This window comes from Pelagerythrobacter aerophilus, from assembly GCF_003581645.1.
In the GTDB taxonomy this organism is placed as follows: domain Bacteria; phylum Pseudomonadota; class Alphaproteobacteria; order Sphingomonadales; family Sphingomonadaceae; genus Pelagerythrobacter; species Pelagerythrobacter aerophilus.
In genome coordinates, this window is record NZ_QXFK01000009.1 from 1 (window position 1) to 20,032 (window position 20,032).

General features: G+C 58.1%; 20 protein-coding genes and 2 pseudogenes. 14 read left to right on the forward strand and 8 right to left on the reverse strand.

Going from position 1 to position 20,032, the window contains the following annotated elements:
* The first annotated feature begins 156 nt into the window (after window positions 1-156).
* Window positions 157-1,453: pseudogene (locus D2V04_RS02125) on the forward strand (IS110 family RNA-guided transposase).
* A gap of 209 nt (window positions 1,454-1,662) precedes the next feature.
* Here the strand turns inward: D2V04_RS02125 and D2V04_RS18075 are convergent.
* Window positions 1,663-2,495, reverse strand: a pseudogene (locus D2V04_RS18075) (IS3 family transposase); the annotation flags it as partial.
* A 352-nt stretch (window positions 2,496-2,847) separates the two neighbouring features.
* Here D2V04_RS18075 and D2V04_RS02140 point away from each other — a divergent pair.
* Window positions 2,848-3,990: a tyrosine-type recombinase/integrase gene (locus D2V04_RS02140; RefSeq protein WP_119511725.1), complete on the forward strand. Its 1,143-nt coding sequence runs from the start codon at window positions 2,848-2,850 to the stop codon at window positions 3,988-3,990.
* 142 nt (window positions 3,991-4,132) lie between these two features.
* A complete protein-coding gene (locus D2V04_RS02145) occupies window positions 4,133-4,882 on the forward strand; it encodes a class I SAM-dependent methyltransferase (RefSeq protein ID WP_119511726.1) in 750 nt (249 codons plus the stop codon).
* Window positions 4,883-4,889: 7 nt separating this feature from the next.
* Here the strand turns inward: D2V04_RS02145 and D2V04_RS02150 are convergent, their stop codons facing one another.
* The gene (locus tag D2V04_RS02150; RefSeq protein WP_119511727.1) at window positions 4,890-5,096 is read right to left on the reverse strand and encodes a helix-turn-helix domain-containing protein; all 207 of its coding nucleotides are present in this window, start codon (window positions 5,094-5,096) and stop codon (window positions 4,890-4,892) included.
* Window positions 5,093-5,299 (reverse strand): helix-turn-helix transcriptional regulator, encoded by a 207-nt coding sequence (locus D2V04_RS02155; protein ID WP_119511728.1) that lies wholly within the window; start codon window positions 5,297-5,299, stop codon window positions 5,093-5,095. The genes D2V04_RS02150 and D2V04_RS02155 overlap by 4 nt, the downstream gene beginning before the upstream one ends.
* A gap of 409 nt (window positions 5,300-5,708) precedes the next feature.
* Between D2V04_RS02155 and D2V04_RS02160 the strand changes: the two genes are divergently transcribed.
* The 11 genes from D2V04_RS02160 to D2V04_RS17850 all read left to right on the forward strand — a co-directional run bounded on the left by D2V04_RS02160 (window position 5,709) and on the right by D2V04_RS17850 (window position 13,627).
* Window positions 5,709-6,497 (forward strand): type IV toxin-antitoxin system AbiEi family antitoxin, encoded by a 789-nt coding sequence (locus D2V04_RS02160; protein ID WP_119511729.1) that lies wholly within the window; start codon window positions 5,709-5,711, stop codon window positions 6,495-6,497.
* 3 nt (window positions 6,498-6,500) lie between these two features.
* Window positions 6,501-6,887, forward strand: a complete 387-nt coding sequence (locus tag D2V04_RS18080) for a nucleotidyl transferase AbiEii/AbiGii toxin family protein (RefSeq protein WP_119511730.1) — start codon at window positions 6,501-6,503, stop codon at window positions 6,885-6,887.
* Window positions 6,884-7,348, forward strand: a complete 465-nt coding sequence (locus D2V04_RS02170; protein WP_119511731.1) for a DUF411 domain-containing protein — start codon at window positions 6,884-6,886, stop codon at window positions 7,346-7,348. Before D2V04_RS18080 ends, D2V04_RS02170 begins: the two co-directional genes overlap by 4 nt.
* Window positions 7,349-7,551: 203 nt before the next feature.
* Window positions 7,552-7,833 carry a DUF5676 family membrane protein gene (locus tag D2V04_RS02175; protein WP_054527892.1) on the forward strand — a complete coding sequence of 94 codons (282 nt, stop codon included), beginning with the start codon at window positions 7,552-7,554 and terminating at the stop codon, window positions 7,831-7,833.
* 531 nt (window positions 7,834-8,364) lie between these two features.
* A complete protein-coding gene (locus D2V04_RS02180) occupies window positions 8,365-9,669 on the forward strand; it encodes an APC family permease (protein WP_267463439.1) in 1,305 nt (434 codons plus the stop codon).
* The gene (locus D2V04_RS02185) at window positions 9,666-10,079 is read left to right on the forward strand and encodes a potassium channel family protein (protein ID WP_119511733.1); all 414 of its coding nucleotides are present in this window, start codon (window positions 9,666-9,668) and stop codon (window positions 10,077-10,079) included. The genes D2V04_RS02180 and D2V04_RS02185 overlap by 4 nt, the downstream gene beginning before the upstream one ends.
* Window positions 10,076-10,603 carry a DUF305 domain-containing protein gene (locus D2V04_RS02190; RefSeq protein ID WP_182849627.1) on the forward strand — a complete coding sequence of 176 codons (528 nt, stop codon included), beginning with the start codon at window positions 10,076-10,078 and terminating at the stop codon, window positions 10,601-10,603. Before D2V04_RS02185 ends, D2V04_RS02190 begins: the two co-directional genes overlap by 4 nt.
* Entirely contained in the window at window positions 10,600-11,088 is a 489-nt protein-coding gene (locus tag D2V04_RS02195; protein WP_119511734.1) for a DUF6692 family protein, read from the forward strand. Before D2V04_RS02190 ends, D2V04_RS02195 begins: the two co-directional genes overlap by 4 nt.
* A 108-nt stretch (window positions 11,089-11,196) precedes the next feature.
* On the forward strand, window positions 11,197-11,901 hold the full coding sequence (locus tag D2V04_RS02200) for an NAD(P)-dependent oxidoreductase (RefSeq protein WP_119511735.1): 705 nt from the start codon (window positions 11,197-11,199) through the stop codon (window positions 11,899-11,901).
* 43 nt (window positions 11,902-11,944) lie between these two features.
* Complete coding sequence (locus D2V04_RS02205) at window positions 11,945-13,297, forward strand: MBL fold metallo-hydrolase (RefSeq protein WP_119511736.1); 1,353 nt, start codon at window positions 11,945-11,947, stop codon at window positions 13,295-13,297.
* 162 nt (window positions 13,298-13,459) lie between these two features.
* Window positions 13,460-13,627: a hypothetical protein gene (locus D2V04_RS17850; protein ID WP_182849628.1), complete on the forward strand. Its 168-nt coding sequence runs from the start codon at window positions 13,460-13,462 to the stop codon at window positions 13,625-13,627.
* A 358-nt stretch (window positions 13,628-13,985) separates the two neighbouring features.
* Here the strand turns inward: D2V04_RS17850 and D2V04_RS02215 are convergent, their stop codons facing one another.
* From D2V04_RS02215 to D2V04_RS02235, 5 genes are all read right to left on the reverse strand, one after another.
* Window positions 13,986-14,387 carry a hypothetical protein gene (locus D2V04_RS02215; protein WP_147391750.1) on the reverse strand — a complete coding sequence of 134 codons (402 nt, stop codon included), beginning with the start codon at window positions 14,385-14,387 and terminating at the stop codon, window positions 13,986-13,988.
* Between the two features lie 556 nt (window positions 14,388-14,943).
* Window positions 14,944-15,606, reverse strand: a complete 663-nt coding sequence (locus tag D2V04_RS02220; protein WP_119511738.1) for a peroxiredoxin — start codon at window positions 15,604-15,606, stop codon at window positions 14,944-14,946.
* Window positions 15,607-15,742: 136 nt separating this feature from the next.
* The gene (locus D2V04_RS02225) at window positions 15,743-18,328 is read right to left on the reverse strand and encodes an NAD-dependent epimerase/dehydratase family protein (protein WP_119511739.1); all 2,586 of its coding nucleotides are present in this window, start codon (window positions 18,326-18,328) and stop codon (window positions 15,743-15,745) included.
* Between the two features lie 85 nt (window positions 18,329-18,413).
* Window positions 18,414-18,857 (reverse strand): CBS domain-containing protein, encoded by a 444-nt coding sequence (locus D2V04_RS02230; RefSeq protein WP_119511740.1) that lies wholly within the window; start codon window positions 18,855-18,857, stop codon window positions 18,414-18,416.
* Between the two features lie 558 nt (window positions 18,858-19,415).
* Entirely contained in the window at window positions 19,416-19,874 is a 459-nt protein-coding gene (locus D2V04_RS02235; RefSeq protein ID WP_119511741.1) for a MerR family DNA-binding protein, read from the reverse strand.
* Window positions 19,875-20,032: the final 158 nt, after the last annotated feature.

Consider the following 20,032-nt stretch of genomic DNA (forward strand, 5'->3'; position numbering starts at 1 on the left):
GCCGTAGCACATTGGGAAGCTGCCTCTCGAAGGCAGCGCTCGCCTTGATGGAGACAAGGGCGCGTAGCGCCCGCAGGCTTCATCAAGGCGGTCATGACCGGTCATCAGGTCTCTAAAGTGAAGTTGTCGACTCAACACTTTGGAGGCAGACCGACCATGACCAAGCTCAGTTCTACACCCGCCGATGCCGTGCTGGTAGCCATCGATATGTCCAAGCACCGCCAGGAGGTCCTCATCGAACGCCCGGAGGGCGGGCGGCGACGGCGTATGACAGTGATGGCGACGAAGACCGATTACGACCGCCTTGCGTCCGTTCTGGCTGATATTGGCAGACCGATTGTCGTCGGCTTCGAGGCGACCGGTAACTATCACCGCACCTTGGCGCACCGCTTGCTCACAGCAGGTTTCGAGCTGCGCCTGATCTCGTCCGTAGCCTTGGCCCGGACCCGAGAGGCTCTACATAATGGCTGGGACAAGAACGACTCCAAGGACGCGCAGGTGATCCTGCATATGCTGCGGATTGGCGCCACCCAGCGCTACGTCGATCCGCTTGCCGCCGGGATTAACGATCTGCAGGAGATGTCGAAGACACACGAGGCCATCTCCAAAGCCAAGACCCAGACCTGGCACCGGATCCTGACCCATTACCTGCCGCTCTACTTCCCAGAGATCGAGCGCTTCGCCGGCAACAGCAGGTCTGATTGGTTTCTTGCCTTGCTCGAGCGGTTTCCGACGCCCGGGAGCATGACAGCGCTTGGCCAGGAAGCATTCACGCGCGAGGCGTGGTCACTGGTCGGTCGCAAGGTCTCCAAGGCTCGATTAATCAACGATATTTACGAGACCGCCTGCGCATCCGTCGCACTGCCGGTCGATGAGGATTCTGTGGCGATTGCCATGTTTCGCATGGTCATCGCGCAAGCGCGCAGTCTGATCCGCCAACGTGACGAGATCGAGCGAGCCGCCCATGCCATGCTCAGCGAGAACCGTGACTACCAGCTGCTTCGTATGATCCCTGGCATCGGCCCGATCAACGCGCTGACCATCCTCGCCGAGGCCGGGGACCTTCGACGGTTTGCCCACCATCGCCAGTTCCTCAAGTTCTGCGGGCTCGATCTGGCCACCTGCCAGTCCGGCACATTCCGCGGTCGGACCAAGCTTTCCAAGTATGGTAATGCTCGGTTGCGCCGCACTTTCTGGATGGCCGCACAAGTCGCCGCTCGCCAACGCGACAACAGCTTTCGCGATAAGCTGGGCCGATACATGGAAGGACACGCCAACGACCCCGATCGCCGCCGCAAGGCAATGACTGCACTCACCGCCAAGATGGCGCGCGTCGCGCACGCCGTCATCAAGACGGGAACCGAGTACCGCCCGTTCCTCGAACGGGCGGACACCAGATGGAAGGACCCCTCTCTGCTGTGCCGTGAGGGCGCAACTGCGACCCTGTAGATAATGTTCGGGCCTTCCATCTGGCATCCGCATCTCATTTTAAGGACGGTTAGGACCACGACCGATGCGGCCGCTGGATCCTGTGTTTGCTATGGCCGAGAGCGCATTCCTTGACGATGGAAGCCATCTGGATCAAAAAGACATTTGCGCCGGTCATGATCGGCGCAACGAGACCTGCTGGCCTTGTCCCACAGCTGCTTCCCGACCTAGGACGTTGTCGGACCTGATATGCTCGGGTGGGCCATGTTCGATGAACAGATCGGCGAGGACGTCGATGACGTCGTTCGACCGGAACCGCCGCAGCGGCACCATCGCCAGGCATTCCCGGCTATGCTCGTCGATGATGTTGAGCATCCGGAACTTCCGGCCGTTGTGCGTCTGATCCTCGACAAAGTCGTAGGACCACACATGCCCGCGGTGCAGCGGGCGCAACCGGATGCACGACCCGTCGCCAAGCCAGAGCCGGCGGCGCTTCGGTTGTCTCTTCGGCACCTTTAAACCCTCCCGCCGCCAGATGCGCTCGACCACCGACAGGCTGACCTGCCAGCCGGCATGCCCGAGCAGCGCATGGATACGGCGATAGCCGTAACGGCCATAATCCTTCGCCAGCGCGATGATGTCGGCCGTCAGGCGCCGCTCCTCGGCATCATCTCTCGGAGGATGCCGCTGTGTCGAGCGGTGCTGGCCAAGCACGCGGCAGGTCCGTCGCTCCGATACCGGCAACGCACGACGAACCTGCTCGATCGCCTCGCGGCGACGGGAGGGACTTAAAAAGTCAGCTTCGACGCCTCTTGCAGGATCGCTTTGTCCAGCGCGAGGTCAGCAACAAGTCGCTTCAACCGCGCATTCTCCCGCTCCAAATCCTTCATCCGCCGCGCCTGATCAACCTTCAGGCCGCCATATTCCTTGCGCCACCGATACAGCGTCTGCTCGGATATACCGATCTGGCGGCAAGCCTCGACCGCGGTCGATCCCCGCCCCACAAGCACATCCGCCTCACGCAGCTTCGCGATAATCTGTTCCGGCGTAAAACGTTGACGCCCCATAACTTTCTCCAATTCTTTCGCCACAATCGGCTCTCTCTAGAATTGGACCAGTTTTTCCAAGGCAGACCACACTAGTTTTTGACACTGAGAATTCTAGCGCAGCAACTGTCAGGGCGGGTGTAGGCACCCGCCCTACTTATTTACTGCATGCATTACGACTTGAGATATTGAGGATTGGCGCACCCGACATTGCTAAAACTTCTGTCGCAGGCAATGTCGGGACGTCCCTAACTACTCTGTAAAATCAGGGATTTGTCTTCTACCGTGTTCACGGTTGATCGCCCCCGTTTGCCTGCATTTCGATCACCATGTGGGGTCGAAAGTTGGAACAATTTTATGGTGTGTATAACCTATGGCACTGACAGCATTGAAGGTGAAGAACGCTAAGCCCGGTCGCTACGTTGATGGCCGTGGCTTGTGCCTTTTCGTGAAAGAAAGTGGCTCGCGCAGTTGGGTCTTGCGGATGCAGCACAACGGCAGGCGGCGCGACTACGGATTGGGTTCAGCACTCGATGTGACGCTGACCGAGGCGCGGGATGCAGCAGCGGCCCTGCGTCGCCAGGTTCGCGCCGGGATCGATCCGGTTGCCGAGCGACGGAAGTCGCGCAAGGTAGTGCCCAGCTTCGAAACCGCAGCGCGCGAATGCTACGAGGCGTTGAAGGACGGCTGGAAGAACCAGAACTACCGCAACTGGATTTCCAGCATGGAAAACCACGTCTTCCCGCTGATCGGCAGGAAGCCCGTCGATCAGGTGGACAGCACCCACGTGGTTGAGGTGCTCACGCCCATCTGGCTTGAAATCCCCGTCACCGCTCGCAAAATTCTCCAGCGCATCGGTGCCGTGCTCGACTTCGCGCATATCAGGGGATGGCGGGAAGAGGAGGCCGCGCTGCGCTCAGTCCGGAAAGGATTGCCGCGCCAGACAGACAAGGTCGAGCACTTCAAGGCTATGCCCTATGCAGAGATTCCGGCGTTTATGAAGGAGCTGGCGCTAGCATCACCCACCACGGGCCGCGATGCCCTGCGTTTCACCATCTTAAATGCGGTGCGGTCGAGCGAGACGCGCAAGGCCGTCTGGACCGAGATCGACCTCGATAGAGCGGTCTGGACCATACCCGCAGAGCGCATGAAGGCAAAGGAAACGCATGTGGTGCCGCTCTCTAAGGCAGCGGTTTCCATTCTGCGTCGGCGCTGGAAACTGCGCACGAACGACGATGGCCTCGTCTTCTCGAACAATGGCGAGAAGCCCATCAGCGACATGACGATGACCAAGCTGTTGCGCGATGCCGGGATAAAGGGCGCGACCGTCCACGGCTTCCGCTCCGCCTTTACTGATTGGGCGGCGGAGAAGACCGACTTTCCGAAGGAAGTGGCGGACAAGGCATTGGCCCACAAGCTGAGCAATCAGGTCGAAGCCGCCTATCGCCGCACCGACTTCTTCGACAAGCGGCGCGAGTTGATGGCTGTGTGGGCGGAGTTTCTCGATCATGCATAAGGAGAATGGCAGCTCAAATCCGGCAAGGAGCGGGAGCCGCCCACATCTCCGAAACAGTTATTCATGTTAGGTGAAGCGCAGTTTGGGCTATTGCGCCGCGAGATGTCGGCACAAGCCGATTCGACAAAAAGAATTGAGATGTATGACAACCAAATCGCTGACCGGCCTGCTGGCCAAACCCGCCGAGGCCGATGGCGCAGCGCGCTGCACAACCGGCGAGCGTCTGTTCCAGATTGCCTTCGGAGCGATCCAGTGGCCTTGGCTCTTGAAGAGCCTCTACGGCGGCACCCAGGCTGAAAAGCAGGCTCTGCTTGAACGCGTCGGACTGGCACCCGACGCGCTCCCACATCTCGGCAGCTGGAAAGCTGACACCTATCTGCTCCACCGCGTCGTCGACATGATCGAGAAGAAGCGGCCCACCAATGTAGTCGAGCTTGGCTCCGGCGCGACCTCTCTAGTGATGGCCAAGGCGCTGGCGATGCACGGCGGCGGAACCTTGCATAGCTACGACCAGCACCTGCCCTTTATCGCCGAGATGCAGACCTGGCTGGCTGAGCACAAAATAGCCGCGCATTTCGGACACGCGCCGCTTACCCAGCGTGACCCAAATTGGCCTGGAGTTTGGTACTCGCTTCCGCAATTGCCGCAGACCATCGACCTTTTGCTGATCGACGGTCCGCCTTGGGCTGTGCATCCCTTCGTACGCGGCATGGCCGATCGACTGTTCAATCGCGTTGCGCCTGACGGTATTGTCATGCTCGACGACGCGGCGCGACCCGGCGAGCGTTATGTCGCGAAGCGCTGGCGGCGCGACTGGCCTGACTTTACGTTTACTTTCGAAGGCGGCGGGACGAAAGGTCTGCTGATCGGTCGCAAAATAGCATACGTTTGAGCAACACTCAGCGACAACCCAAGTCAGTCGCACTTCTACGCTTGACAAGCTCATTCAGGCTCGCGGTCGTGACTCGCGTTGCCTTGCCGATCTTCACCGCTTCAAGTTCACCGCTGGAGATCAGCTCGTACAGTTTCGTGCGCCCGACACCGATCATACGGGCAGCGTCATTAATTCTGACGCAGATCGGTTCGATGTGTTGCTGGCCACTCATTCCGCTGGGTTCTCTTCACGATACTGGGCGGGATTGGAGATCCAGCGATTGATGGCAGACTCGTGCCAGCCCGCGCCGTGGATGCTGATCTTGACCTGTGACGGGAATGTGCCCTCGGCGATCTTGCGATAAATGGTGGAGCGGGAAAGACCGGTGCGGTCGAGCACGGTCTTCAAGCGGATGATGCGTTCGGTATTCGACATGGGGCATTCTCACTTTGACATTGGCAGCCCCTCTGCGGAACATAATGAGAACTTTTTGGAAAGGCGCAAGAGCCAGGTTCAGTTGGAATTCGGCCAAATCTTTAGCGATTTGCGTGATTTGAACCGTCTATGGACGGTCCGAGACCCTTACGGACAAACCGCTCCGTTGCCCTTGGTTTTGAGATTCTTTTCGTTCGACGCGAATTTGGGGCTGGCACGCGCGAATTTGCGACAGCAGCGACGAATTTCCGCGCCAGCTTTGCCGGATTTCGCGCACGAATCATGCCTGCTTTCTCGCAATCGACTTGGCTGCGCGGTTTGAGTTTTCACCAGAACACTAAGTTCAGCTTAGTCTTTTGAGGCTATTTCAAACTAGACACAAGTTTATATAAATGGCAAAACACTAAGCATGGCTACGCGTTTGGACAGCAAGCTAAACCAACTCCAGCAGGAGCTTCCGGAAGGACTTCTGGTCGATGCCGCTTGGCTGGAGGCCAATGGCTATTCGTCCGCGCTGCGCAGCCAGTATGTAAGTTCCGGCTGGCTGGATAGCCCAGCGCGACGGGTCTATCGCCGTTCACGCGGGCCTATGACCTGGCAGCAAGTCGTGATCTCGCTCCAGACCATGCTTGACCTTCCATTGACCGTTGGTGGTCGCACCGCGCTCGAACAGCAAGGCTATGCCCACTACCTTTCGACAAACGTCCAGACAGTTCACCTTTACGGACCGACACGACCACCGACCTGGCTGGACGATTTGCCGCTCGAAGTGACATTCGCATGGCACAACAGCTTGCGCCTGTTTCCGGCAGATGCCGACGCGCCGCCATTGCCAAGCCCCACCATGTATAGTGCCGCTGGCGCGCAATTGCCTGTTCGTTATTCGGGCAAGGAACGCGCCGTTCTCGAATTGCTCGATGAACTGCCCAAGCATGAGAGCTTTCATCAGGTCGATGCCTTGATGGAAGGCTTGAGCGATCTCAGCCCTCGCCGCCTGCAAACTCTTCTCGAAGCCTGCTCCAGCGTAAAGGTGAAGCGGCTGTTCCTGTTCTTTGCCGACCGGCACCGCCATGCGTGGCGACCGAAACTCGATTTGGCCAAGATCGATTTGGGTTCCGGCAAACGGGTCCTGGTGAAGGGAGGCAGGCTCGATCCGCAATACGACATCACGGTGCCTACCGATCTTGGAGAGCAATAGGAAATGGCCTTCCAGGACGCCTATCGGCAGCAGGTTGCCCTCCTGATCCGCACTATCCCCTTCGTGGCGCAAGAGCAGTGTTTCGCGCTCAAGGGCGGCACGGCGATCAACCTTTTCGTGCGGGACTTGCCGCGCCTATCGGTGGATATCGACCTGACCTACTTGCCGGTCGAGGATCGCGCTTCATCACTCAAAGCTATCGATGCGGCGATGGTGCGGATGAGGGAGCGGATTGAAAGCAGGATAAGCGACACGCAGCCCAGCGCCGACGGCGAGGTCGAAAAACTGTTCGCCGAAATCTTCACCGAGCCATGCCTGCTCCACCGGTTCCCGACGGTGACCGGGACGATCTCGCTATGGCGCGGATACAAGAAAGGAATTGCACAATGATCTGGAAAAAGCCTGCCCTGTTCCGGCGATCGATTAGCAGCGCGGCCTTGCTCGTGCTGGCAGCCTGTTCGAACGTGGCTCAGGCAGCGACCTATACGATGTTCCGGGATCCAGGATGTGGGTGCTGTACCAACTGGGCAGGCCATGTCGAAGACGGGATGAACACGAAGGTGGAATCGGTCGACAGCAACGACATGGCGGCGATGAAGACCGCGCGGGGCGTACCCCAAGAGTTATGGTCATGCCATACGATGGAGGTCGATGGATACATCATCGAAGGTCACGTGCCTGCAGAAGCCGTCGCCAAGCTTTTGCGCGAACGGCCCGCCGGCGTTGCCGGCCTCGCGGTTCCGGGAATGCCGCTGGGATCTCCCGGCATGGAGGCAGGAGACCGGGTGCAGCCCTTCGAGGTCATCGCCTTTGGTTCAGCCGGACGGAGCGTCTTCGCGTCGTTTCCGTGAGTGTGTGGAACCACACCATGCGTCACCGTGAAAGGGATGAAGGTGATGAAGATTATTTGCGGGAAGCGACACAGAACCCGGTAAAACCGGGACAGGCGGTAAGAAGCCTATCGAATTCTCGCAGGGTCCGGGGCTGGCTGCCCCCACCGCCCCGGACCCGTCCAATTGTATGATTTAAGCACGCATGAAGTGGGAGAAATGCGATGGTAAAAGGATCAATCAAGAGCTCGATATTCGCATGGGGCTGGACGCTCAGCGTGTTCCTGCTTGTCAGCTATCTCCTCTGCATTGCCTTCGGAGTCCTCGCACCAGAGCGCTTTCACATGCACGAAGCCTGGGCTCCCTTACTGCCATGGTTCGAATGGCTAACGCCGCGCGGGTTCCTCGCCGGAGCGGTGGGGAGCTTTCTCTATGGCTGGTACATCGCACTCATCGCGGTTCCGCTCTATCGGTATTTCCGGAGACGAACTGGTAATTCGGTCTGATTTCCCGATGCCCTTCGCGGGACAAGACGTTTTGCATGCGAAGCCATTAGGCCGGTAGCCTGAAAAAACGAAAAAAGGGAATGCGCGATCTACAGGACAAAGCCTTCACAGAGCGCTCGAACGCTATCGGAAACAGCACGCGTGAGCTCGACGTGCGCGAAGCGCAGGCACATTTGCGCAATCGATCCCCCGGTCGAGCTTAATCCGGCTGCTGGGCACGTCAGATTGATCGAACAGGGCCAGTTACCTCTCGCGAGACCTGCTAGAGAAAAATTCACAGTGGGCCACCCTGGCGATACGCGTCGCCTCCTATCGACGCACCTTGTGCTGAGAGAAGCCTCGCGAAAAGCGGACTCCCTATCTTGCCAAACCGCCCCCTGGGGCAGGCGCGCACCATGTCGAAACTTTTTTGAGGGGTGAGGCGCTACGCAACGTACTGTCTGGCGTGATGTTTCTCGGACGGGAGGACATCGACAGGGGAAAGACTTGCAGACAGATGGCGACGATCAACATAACGAGAGTGCGGCCTCGATAACATTGCTGGGCGGCGTCGCGATGGGAACCGGCGTCATGATCGGCGCCGGTATCTTCGCACTGACTGGCCAGATTGCCGAACTGGCTGGACCGCTATTTCCGCTTTCGTTCATTGCCGGCGCGCTGGTTACTTCGCTCGCCGCCTACAGCTACATCAAGATGTCGAACCGCTGGCCCTCCTCGGGCGGCATCGCGATGATCCTTCAGAAAGCCTACGGACCAGGCGTCGTGGCAGCCTCGGCATCGCTCCTGATGGCGCTGTCGATGGTCATCAACGAAAGCCTGGTCGCTCGAACCTTCGCGACCTATGCCTTGCGGCCCTTTGGGCTCGAGAGCAGCGGCATTCTGGTTTCCGTCGCGGCACTGGCGCTCATCGTCTTCGCCTATTTCGTGAATGCCGCCGGCAACAAATCGGTCAGCGGATTTTCGCTCATTATGTCGGCGATCAAGATCGGCGGCATCGCCCTGTTCGCGATTGCGGCGATCTGGGCCAGCGGATTTTCGGACGGTGCCTTCTCAGAGCCGGTCGCGCTTTCGGGCCTCGACGCGCTGCTCGCGTCGGTCGCCTTCTCGATCCTTGCTTTCAAAGGTTTCACCACCATCACCAACAGTGGCGGTGAAATCATCAATCCGCACCGGAATGTCGGTCGAACCATAATCATCTCGATCGCAATATGCGTGGTCGTCTACCTGCTTGTCGCGGTGGCGGTCGGTGCCAGCCTCAGCACGTCAGAAATAGCTGAGGCGCGCGATTATTCGCTTGCGGCGGCTGCGCGCCCCGCGCTCGGAGAGCTTGGCTTCTATTTCACAGTGGCAATCGCGATCGCAGCCACGACCTCGGGTGTCATCGCCAGCGTTTTCGCCGTTTCGCGAATGCTGACGATGCTGACCGAAATGAAGATGATCCCGCATAGCCATTTTGGCATGAAGGGACCGATCCGCAGTCACATGCTGGTCTATACCGTCGTGATCGCCGGCACGCTCGCGGTCCTGTTCGATCTTTCGCGGATCGCCTCGCTCGGAGCGTTCTTCTATCTCGTAATGGACATGCTCGTGCATTGGGGCGTGCTGCGCTGTTTGCGGGAAGAGATAGGCGCGCGTGCCTGGATCCTCTGGTCGGCGCTCATGGCGGACGGCGTAGTCCTGACGGCTTTTGCCCTCGCCAAGCTCAAAACCGACCCTGCGGTCGTTGCCTATGCGGTCGCAGGTATTGCCGCAGTGTTCGGAGCCGAATGGTTCTATCTCCGTCGGAATCCTGCGCTGCGGGAAATGCCCGCCACACACGATGGAGATCATCGATGATCGCCGCACTAATTCTCGCCATTGCACTTTTCCTGGCCTCGGTCGGCATGCATCTGTCGATCCTCGGCGCCGGGCATCGCGTGCTCGACGCACCCGGAAGTTTCTCCGCCAAGCTTGGGGTCGCGCTTCTTGTCCTGGCATCGCACCTGCTTGTCGCGACGCTCTTCGCTGGCGGTTTCTGGCTGGGCGCGGAACTGGACCTCGGCGGGTTCGACAAGACGCCGGCGATGAGGGCGATGGACTATTTCTATTTCTCGCTGATCAACGTGACCACGCTGGGGCTCGGCGACATCTACCCGACCGAGCACCTGCGCGTCATTGCCGGCGTCGAAGCCTTGACCGGCTTCGCGCTCATCAGCTGCTCGGCACAATTGTTCTGGACCATGATGAAGGAAGGAGAAAACGCATGACTGAAAGCACATCCCACTCGGATAAGGGAGGGGGCGGCAACTACTGGCGGTTCATGGCCATGGTATCGACCTCGACCGTGATCATGTTCTTCCTGATGTACGCCAACAGCTTCGACATGGACGACGTGTTCTGGAGCGAGACGCGCTTCTGGATGATGTTCGTCATGGGCGCGACGATGATGGTGGTCATGCTTCTCTTCATGTGGGGCATGTACAAGGACCGGACCAAGAACTTCATCATCCTGGGTGTCGGAGCCCTCGTCTTCGCGCTCGCGCTATGGCTCGTACGCAGCCAGACAACGGTCGACGACACCGAATACATGGCCGCGATGATCCCGCATCACTCGATCGCGATCATGACCAGCGAGAGAGCGAGCCTGAAGGATCCGCGGGTTCGCGAACTTGCGCAGGCCATCATCGTCGCGCAGCGGCGTGAGATCGCCGAGATGAAATATCTCATCCAGGACATCGAGGAGAACGGTCCGCGCACCGAAGAGCGCCTGCCCGAGGAGATGCAGCAATGAACAAGATCGCAATTCTGACGCTTGCGGTCCTCCCTCTGGCGGCCTGCAATACCAACACCGCGATCGGTAATGACCGCGAAGCACAGCTCGATCCTCCGGCAACGGCAGCTCCGATAGAGAGTGCTGCGAGCGCTCTTGCCAATCTCAGCCCCGGCCTCATGCTGCCCGAGACCATGAGCGACGCGGACCTCACCGCGCTGGGAGCCGAGAACACGTGCCAGTTTCGCCTGACCGAGGTCGCGTTTCCGTCGTTCGTCTACGACAACAGCGGTCGCGGGGCGATCAAGATCAATGGCAAACTGATCCCCGTGACGGCAAGCGGCTCGGAAGAGTATGCGGATGGTGAGCTTCGTATCCGTACGCGCCTTCTCGATGACGAAGGAGACGCTGGCCTGCAGATGCAGGAGCTCATCGTCGCCGGCCCCCGGATGAAGGACGAGTTCGGGTTCTGGGGGTACACGACCTGCGGCAACAGCGAAGCGTGAACACGAGCGAGCGGGCGCCAGCGTGCGTCGGTGCCCGCTCTATGATCATGTTCGGCCCGGCACGCGCGGCCGAATTTATAATGAGGTGCTACAGTGGAAGCTGAGCCTGTGAGCGATGCAGCCCCCCTTGCGGTCTTCGGTGCCGGAGGAAAGACCGGCACGGAAATACTGCGCCATGCGGTTCACAAGGGCATCGAAGTTCGAGCGTTCGAGCACACCTTGCCCGAACCATCGGACCGGGTCGACAACGTCGAGTACCTCCAGTGCGATGTACTCAATGACGACTTCAGCAGCGAGCTCGAAGGTTGCCGTGCTGTTATTTCCGCACTCGGTATAGGATTTAGCCCATCCACGGCGATCGATCCGCCTCCGCTTTACACGGAGGGAACCCGCAGGCTTGTGGAAGCGATGTCGGCGACCGGCATTTCCCGGATCGTCGTGATATCGGCGGCGTTCGTAGAGCCGCAGCCCAGCGTTCCTGCATGGTTCGAGCTCACAGCAAGACCAGCCTTGCACAATATTCTCGAACAGATGCGCGCCATGGAAGATCTTCTGGAGCGCGCGAAAGGCCTGAAATGGACGGCTGCGCGACCGGGCTGGCTCCTCGACGAACCCTATACGGGTGAAGCCGTCATTACCGACGAGCGCCTTGCCCAAGATTGCTTTCGCTGCAGGCACGCCGACCTCGCGGCAGCGATGCTCGAATTCGTCTGCGAGAACACCTGGGTCAACGCTAAACCCGCTATCGCCCGGCCAGAAGAAGACCGCTTCGAGAACGTCTCGGCGCTCAAGGCCGAACTCGGGATCGACTAGATCGATGCGGACTTGCGGAAACATTCCAACAACGAGGTAAGATATGCTGCTTGAGAAGATAAAGACCCCCGGCCTTTCGCACCTTTCCTATCTGATCGGTTCGCAGGGCAAGGCAGCGGTCATCGATCCGCGCCGCGACTGCGAGATATATCTCGAGCGAGCCCGCGCCGAAGGGCTGGAGATCACGCATATCTTCGAAACGCACAGGAATGAGGATCTCATCACGGGATCGCCGGTACTGGCCAAAATGACCGGCGCCCGGGTTCTGCACGGTCCAAACCCTGCGGATGAGGTTGTGTTCGCCGACACCGCGCGAGAGGGCGATGTTTTCGAGATCGGTAAGATCAGGGTCGAAGTGCTCGAAACCCCCGGTCACACCGACGATCATCTCGCCTTCGTCTTTCACGACGACGATTATCCCGAAGGACCGGTCGGCGTGTTCACCGGCGATGCGCTCTTCGTGGGCGACGTCGGCCGAACCGATTTCTATCCCGAGCGCGCGCGGGAGGTCGCGGGCCTCCTGTACGATTCATTGCAAAAGATTTGCGCTCTGGGTGACCAGACAATCATATACCCGGCGCACGGTGCCGGATCAGTTTGCGGGTCCGAAATGGCAGACCGGGAATTCTCGACAATCGGCCATGAGCGGCGCAACAACCCGCGGCTGCGCATTGCTGACCGCGACGAGTTCATCAAGGCGAAGGTAGAAGAGCATCATTACCAGCCACCTTATTTTCGGCTAATGGAGCGGCTCAATCTCGAAGGCGCCAATGCCGCGCCGCGAGTCATGCGGCCAAGGCTTCTGGGGCTGGAAGACCTCGGCGAGAGCGGCGCCGATCACCTGGTCGATGTACGCGAGCCGCTCGCCTATGCCGCCGGTCATATGCAGGGTGCCGTGTGCCTTCCAGTGGGAATGATACCCGCCTTTGCCGGGTGGTTCATCAGCGAAGGCGACACGATAGCCCTAATCGCTTCCGAAGAAGACGAGCTCGCTCAAGCTATGGCGCATTTGGTGCGCATTGGTCTCGATAATATTGTCGGCGGTTATGTCGGCGTGATCCCAGCCGCCGCACAGGGCAAAGCGATGCAAAGTATTGCCATGATCGACACCGAGGAAGTCGCACGCAGGCTCGCTGAGGACAGCGAAGATTGGACCTTGCTCGACGTGCGCGCCCTTGACGAACGGCAGCAAGGCAGCATCGATGAATCCGAACATGTCTATGTCGGCGAGCTCAACACCCGCTGGAAAGAGCTCGATCGCGACCGTCATTACACTTTGATGTGCGCCAGCGGCATGAGGGCGAGCGTAGCAGCGGGCTGGCTCGCAAGCCAAGGCTTCAAACACCTCGACGTCTATCTGGGCTCCATGGGCGCATGGACAAACGCGCAGGGCTAAAAAGCTGGAAAACCTCGAAAATGGCCAACCCGCGATCCCTTCAGGGCCGTGCGCGAAAGCTGTTTGGCCTACCGGAAGACACGCTGGTCTATCCTGCGCTTGATTGTGCAGGGGGGCGCGTCTCGACGATCATACAGGCAGGCAAACGCAACCCCCGCTTGAATGGCGATGTCTCACTTTTTCGAATTTCAGCAGATCAGGGCCGTGCTGGACCTGCCCTACCTTGAAAAAATCGACGTGGCCGTGCCTACCAATCTGAAATGCGGAAATTGCTCTGAAGATGCTGTCGAGCGACTGCACGAGCTCGGCGGGAAATCACCGCAGGGATAGGTTGGATTGCCTTGGCCACCGCGGAGCCATGTGCGGGCTATTGCGCGCTATCCGCATTCCCAATCATTTGAACGAACCGGGAGGCTATCATCAGAACCACATCGGGATGACAATCGAATTGGAGTCCTTCGGGATTGGGGAGCTTTTTTGAACCTGTCGCAATTAAGACCGCTTTTTTTTCGCTCGATTCCGAAAATGCTTCCCCTCGAACATTGCCAAGGCGCATTTGTCTGTAGGACGTTGCGCGCAGAAGATCGTCTGAACCCTCATTGTCCGGTGGCGCTTTATAGACCCCCGCAAAGTTTCGCTATCGCAGTAAAAGGAGCCAATCCGAGTGTCGTTCTCTCAGAACCTCGGATTACATAAATGCTTTCATGAGAGTTGGCTCGAAATAGCCCCAGGCGGCCGCGATGAAGCTCATCACGGTTGCAACCAGGAGCGAAATTATCTGACGGTTCTTGAGCCATTTAACTGCGGCCCGGGAGTGGCAATGACTCTTATGCCGATACTTGCGCAGAACAATGAGCCAACTAGCCGCCACCGCAATCATCGAAAATGCGGTCATTGGCCAATGGAGCGAACCCAGAGGTGCCAAAACACTGCTCAGGCTCGCACTCAGCCCGGCGGCAACCAGCACCATCGGTAGAATGCAGCAAGAGCAAGCTGCCAAAACAGCAGCCGAACTGCTTATGATGCTAACAACGGTCGTCTTGCCGTCGTGCAAAGGTAGTGGTTCGACAGCATGAGTCGGTTCGGCCATCAAGCGACTAGCAACCACGAACGGCCCTTACCCATATGAAGTCTTCAAATAGGTCTGCCATAGTACTCTTTCGAACAGAGGCTTCACACGCGAGGGTTCATTGTATTTCGCGGATGTGGCATAGCCCTCCACCAAATGAAGGTCGAGGTCAATTGCGTCAAACTTTCTGACAGCTCCTCAACCCCGTCACGCAGCTGAGGTGTCCAAGCTCGGCGGACGCCGCAGTCCTTTGACCAACATAGCCGCGCTCAACAGCTATTGTACCTGAGAGACGGAACCCCGCGCCAGGCTTGGGTGAAGCGCGGGGTTCCTGAACGGCCCCGGGACACCTGCGATCCGCAGGGTTCAGGGGGAGGTGGGGCAGCCATTCGATTAACGAGGAGAAAACCGATCAGGACCGGATTTGGTTTCACCGTACACCTAATCGCTTACGCTTCTTGCCAATCTATATATCGAACAGATAGATCCACTCGCAGGTGTGGCGACGCGCTCAAATTCTAGCATGAGCATGCTCTATTCACGCCGACATGCAATTGCTGGCAACCTGTTCGCGCAATTAGTCGATCGGTTCTTGGATCACACGCAAATACGGTTTCTTTTCGTCCCAGCCATCGGGATATTTGGCTTTCGCATCTTCGTCCGACAAGGAAGGCGGAATGATCACATCATCACCCTTCTGCCAATTAACCGGTGTCGCTACACCCTTGCGTTCGGTGAGTTGGACCGAATCCAGCAGCCGGAGCACTTCATCGAAATTCCGCCCGCTGCTCATCGGATAAAGCAGCATGGCGCGAATTTTCTTGTCTGGCCCGATGATATAGACAGCGCGGACGGTGGCGTTATCGGCTGCGGTTCGCCCATCTGCATTACCCGCTTCGTCGGCCGGCAGCATATTATAAAGCTTGGCGACCTGAAGGTCGCTGTCGCCGACCACGGGATAGTCGACCTTATTTCCACTCACCTCCTCGATATCGGGAAGCCAATCGCGATTATCCTGGCTGCTGTCGACCGAAAGGCCAATAATCTTGGTGTTGCGTTTGGCAAATTCCTCGCCAAGCCCGGCCATATAACCAAGCTCGGTCGTGCAAACCGGTGTAAATGCCTTGGGATGGGAAAAGAGGATTGCCCAGCTGTCACCCATCCAATCATGGAAGTGAATGTTTCCTTGTGTGGTCTGGGCTGTGAAATCGGGGGCTGTCGAGCCAATTGAAAGGGTCATGTAAAATACTCCTACTTATTTTGTGGGTACTCAGGGCACATTTCTAGCGATGCTCTGAGAAGAATGCGGGTCCGACCTCGTCTTCATCCTGTTCCTAAAGGAAGAGCGCCAGATCCGCTTTGCTCGGGTCAACCGGTCATACGACAAACCGATCCCAGCCAGCATAATGCTCACCGCTACGCTTGCCTTGAGGCAGGCTCAGTCCGATCAAAAGCAGGCCGACCGCAACCGACGCCACCGTTCCGGCAGACGACGCTCCCGCTAGGAGGAATGGCGCTGCGACAAGCCAAGCACCGAATGCAGCGTTTATGAAGCGCAGGGTGCGCGCGACTTCCGCAGTCGCGATGATTGCCACCGTAATCACCAAAGCACCCACCACGTGATCGCTGTTGGCCATCGCCCCCTCGCTGCCAAGCGTTATCCTTGTCAGCATCAGCCAGGCTCCCAGAGCCGTGCTGGCCATCAGGGTCCACGGGAAGGTCACGCCGCGCACCGTGTTGTTCCAGATCGAGCGCGCATCGGTCATATAGTCGGTATCGTCGATTTCGCCGTGTGCCACCGCGCCGCCCTTGAAGAAGGTTCGGACGAGCGGTTTTCCTTCCTTTTTCGACCAGTAGAGATACTGCCCCATGGCGATGACTTCATCGAGAGAGAACGGGATCATGATAAGCATCGCAAGGGCAGCAATCAGCGCCGGCGTACTCCACGTTCCGATCACGATCGGCTGAATGATCACGAAATAGATACTCACCACACCCAGCGGAATGACCAGAATGCCGAAGAAGGTGACCATCCACGGCATGGTGCGCCAGCGTGCGCGGGTTCCCATGACCGCCATCAGGATTTCAAGCACATAGCTGACCGCTCCAAGCCCGGCATCCGGGATCGGCCAGGCCTTGGATACATCTGAAGTGATGATTTCCTCTGTACCGTTCTTGGGATCTGCGAGCAATCCGGAGAAAAACGGCTCCCACGCCATATCGATATGGCCAAGCTGGTAGGAGGTGAGCATGCGCGATATCAAAAGGCCGATAATGCCCATCGCAACAATCGGGAATCGCTGGGCATCGGTCGAGGGACTGTAGGTCCACCCGGGCGGGATGGACTTCTTGTCCATCATCCCTTCCATGCTCATTCCGGGCATCATCGGCACCAGCACGGAAAATGCGATTGCCAATGTACCGACAAGCATATTGGTCAGATATTGGGCCGCGCTCGGACTCCAGAAGAACAAGGGCGCGAAAAGCAGCCAGATACCGATAAAGGCTGTCGCCCACTGTCCTAGCCATGCGGTACGCTTCGAAAGCGACATGGCGCCGAAAATCATCAATGCGATCCCGCTCAGCATATCGCTCAGAGCAAGAGCGTTGGCCCGCCATTCGATCGACGGCAAACCCCGCTCAAGAGTGACCGCTACGACCGACGCACGGGCAGTATCGGCGGATACGACGTCATAAACACCCGGACTTGCAGCAAGCCAGAGGCCGAGTCCGATGACAGCAAACTGCGTCCAGCGGGTACCGCGCTGGGGTCCGTCCATATGCTGCATATCGCCGTCCATATTGTTCATGTCGCCGTCCATCTGGTGCCCATCATGCGCTATATCGGTGTCTTGCGATTGAGGTCGCGCCGGTTCGGTCTTCTCTGCGTCCGAACGCTTTGGATGCCAGGCCACGCGGGACGTGTTCAGCTTGTTCGTTTCGTACCAGTCCTGCGGGTCGGCTTTCAACGCGTCGATGATGATCGGAAGTGTGTCGCGGAGCGAGTGCTCTGGCTCCCACCCCAGCAGGTTCCGGGCACGTGAAATATCAAGAATGTAATGGGCGTTGGCGTCATCGACCATCCACTGCTTGACGAAGCCTTCATGGCCAAGGACTTCTTCCTCAACCCACGTGCCCAGTTTCGCCACGCTCTTTGGAATGCGCACTGTCGTCCATTCCTTGCCGTGGATCTGGCAATGGACGATGTCCTGTATCTCGGCATAGCCCAGCGTTTCGGGCTCGCCGACAAGTATCGGCAAATCGTCCTCGAGGTCAGCGCGACGCGCGATAGTCTGCTCGACCGCCTTGATCAGATCTTCAAGATGCAGTGCCGATTGTGCAGCGCACAACATCCCCGGATACAGATGCGCCGACACGCGGTGCTCATAGACGCCGGCAATCTGTTCGGCGAGAAAGGCGGAATGCCCCTTGTCGTCGTAGACCCCGGCAAACCGCAGGAACACAACCGGAATGTCGCCACGGTTCTCGCGCAGTACCTGTTCCGCATCGGCCTTCGATTGAGGGTAAGGCCACGTCGGTCCAAGCGGACTGGATTCGTCGATACGTACGCCCGGCAGCGGTTTGGGCTCGTGTACAAGCATCGAGCTTGCATAGATGAACTGTTCGACATCGAAGTCCTGCAGTGCCGTAATCAGCCTGCGCGACCCTTCAACATTGACATTGGTGTACAGCGGGTTTGGCTCGCCCGTGATGTCGAAATAGGCAGCCAGGTGAATGCAAGCTGCAATCGTGTTTGAATGCGCGGCACGCACATTGGTCAAGGCGTCGACAACCGACGCTTCGTCCGCGAGGTCGATGGCGTATGAGGCTTCTAGTCCGGGAACGTCTTTCGCGACCGAGCGATCGAGGCCGATGATGCGGTACTGGTCGCTCAACCGATCAACCAAAGCGCGCCCAATGTATCCGCTTGCACCGGTTATCAGGACGACGCCTCTAGCCATAATCTACTCCATCGCGTTGATCTTGGGATTACTCTTCAAGACAGAACCGTCCTCGCGGGAGGACGGTCCTGCAGCTGCCCTCGGACTAGCAACAACCCGATGAGGCCTTTTCCTGAGATGGCTTGGAGATTTCCTCGACGAGTTCTGCGGTCTTTGCATCGGCACCGGACCGTGCAATATCAGCCTGGGAAACCATGCCGCAGCAATTCCCTTCGTCATCAATCACGGGAACGCGCCGGACCTGGTTGCTCTCCATCGTGGAGCAACATGCATCTACCTCGGTATCCAGCGTGACAGTGACAACCGAACGGGTCATGATGTCCCCCACCGGGGTGTCGGGCGACTTGCCTTCAGCTACGACGCGACAGCAAATGTCCCGATCTGTGACGACACCCACCAGACCGCCTTGGTCATCAACAACAGGAATCTCTCCGCAGTCGTTTCCCACCATGAGCTTCGCTGCATCCTGTACGCTCGCATCCTTGTCGCAGCAGGCGGGATCCTTCGTCATAATGTCCTTAACATGCATAATTCCACTCCTTCATCGGTCGGTCTGTGCAAAAGCATTTCCCGTCAGGGCAGCTTCGCTCAAATCATAGAAAATCATAAGGTAACGGTTCCCATCGTTGGAAGGTCAAGCCCCCTCCATGCGACGAATTGGCGAACTCGGTGCCGACCTGGACCGCACAAGGAGGTCGCGCAGGTGCTGTTCTTGGTGCGTCTCTGATGGGTCACGCTTACAGTACGAGCCATCTGCTCCAACCCCTCATATTGGCTGAATGGGAAAAGGTCGGGAGCTTGGAGAAAAGATCGTTTCAGCGAATGGATATGTTCCACTCAATAGAGCTGACACCGAGATTTGTTGCGAATTAAACTTCGCAAACGGGCAGACCACGCCTTGGCAAAAAACTGCAATCGCGAAACTGGCCAAGCTTGAGGTTTTGCGAACAACGACGCAGCACCTTCGGGCCCGCTCCAGGAGTCTTATGTGTCTCGCCGGTCAAATGTCGGACGCGTCCTCAGCCAATTGCTGGTCCAACCCAAAAATGAAGCGAACCATGAGAACAGACCAGCGCCAACTCTGTTTTTAGCAGACCCGCTGGTATCCGAACTTGTGACCGACTTCTTTTGCTAAGGCAGGATTGGCATCGTTGGAAAGATCTTTGAGAATAGGACAATCTGGCCGGTTATCGTTCGTGCAACCCGCGATAAGATGCTCAAGAGCGTCGATCATGGAAAGAATTTCTGCCGCCTTGGCGCGCAGAGCACCCAAGTGTCCGGCGGCAACCTCCCGGACATCCTTGCTGGCTCTTTTCTCGTCGTGCCACAGACCGAGCAATTCGCCGATATCATCTACCGAAAAGCCAAGGTTGCGGGCGCGGCGGATGAACCGCAGCGTATGTATTTCGGCAGGGCCGTAAAGCCGATAGCCAGCTTCGGTGCGTTCGGCCGCTCCGATCAGACCGATTTTCTCATAATGCCTGATCATCTTGGCCGACACGCCACTGTCTGCGGCGGCCTCACCAATTGTGTGCAGTTGGCTCATGCATGCTGGATAACTTTCCCACGATAGGAAAGCAAACAGCCTGCGCCGACAATTTTTATTCTGACGCCCCTCTTGACCTTCCCATGATGGGAAGCCCTATCTTTTGGGTAATGTTCGATTCGCGGAGAAAGGTAATAAGAAGAAAGCGCACTCCCGCG

Coding starts and splice junctions, on each gene's coding strand:
- D2V04_RS02170 (WP_119511731.1), top strand. CDS start 6,884: ATGATCTGGAAAAAGCCTGCCCTGTTCCGGCGATCGATTAGCAGCGCG.
- D2V04_RS02215 (WP_147391750.1), bottom strand. CDS start 14,387: ATGGCCGAACCGACTCATGCTGTCGAACCACTACCTTTGCACGACGGC.
- D2V04_RS02140 (WP_119511725.1), top strand. CDS start 2,848: ATGGCACTGACAGCATTGAAGGTGAAGAACGCTAAGCCCGGTCGCTAC.
- D2V04_RS02190 (WP_182849627.1), top strand. CDS start 10,076: ATGACTGAAAGCACATCCCACTCGGATAAGGGAGGGGGCGGCAACTAC.
- D2V04_RS02150 (WP_119511727.1), bottom strand. CDS start 5,096: ATGAGTGGCCAGCAACACATCGAACCGATCTGCGTCAGAATTAATGAC.
- D2V04_RS02235 (WP_119511741.1), bottom strand. CDS start 19,874: ATGAGCCAACTGCACACAATTGGTGAGGCCGCCGCAGACAGTGGCGTG.
- D2V04_RS02225 (WP_119511739.1), bottom strand. CDS start 18,328: ATGGCTAGAGGCGTCGTCCTGATAACCGGTGCAAGCGGATACATTGGG.
- D2V04_RS02185 (WP_119511733.1), top strand. CDS start 9,666: ATGATCGCCGCACTAATTCTCGCCATTGCACTTTTCCTGGCCTCGGTC.
- D2V04_RS02195 (WP_119511734.1), top strand. CDS start 10,600: ATGAACAAGATCGCAATTCTGACGCTTGCGGTCCTCCCTCTGGCGGCC.
- D2V04_RS02155 (WP_119511728.1), bottom strand. CDS start 5,299: ATGTCGAATACCGAACGCATCATCCGCTTGAAGACCGTGCTCGACCGC.
- D2V04_RS02175 (WP_054527892.1), top strand. CDS start 7,552: ATGGTAAAAGGATCAATCAAGAGCTCGATATTCGCATGGGGCTGGACG.
- D2V04_RS02160 (WP_119511729.1), top strand. CDS start 5,709: ATGGCTACGCGTTTGGACAGCAAGCTAAACCAACTCCAGCAGGAGCTT.
- D2V04_RS02145 (WP_119511726.1), top strand. CDS start 4,133: ATGACAACCAAATCGCTGACCGGCCTGCTGGCCAAACCCGCCGAGGCC.
- D2V04_RS18080 (WP_119511730.1), top strand. CDS start 6,501: ATGGCCTTCCAGGACGCCTATCGGCAGCAGGTTGCCCTCCTGATCCGC.
- D2V04_RS02230 (WP_119511740.1), bottom strand. CDS start 18,857: ATGCATGTTAAGGACATTATGACGAAGGATCCCGCCTGCTGCGACAAG.
- D2V04_RS17850 (WP_182849628.1), top strand. CDS start 13,460: ATGGCGATGTCTCACTTTTTCGAATTTCAGCAGATCAGGGCCGTGCTG.
- D2V04_RS02205 (WP_119511736.1), top strand. CDS start 11,945: ATGCTGCTTGAGAAGATAAAGACCCCCGGCCTTTCGCACCTTTCCTAT.
- D2V04_RS02220 (WP_119511738.1), bottom strand. CDS start 15,606: ATGACCCTTTCAATTGGCTCGACAGCCCCCGATTTCACAGCCCAGACC.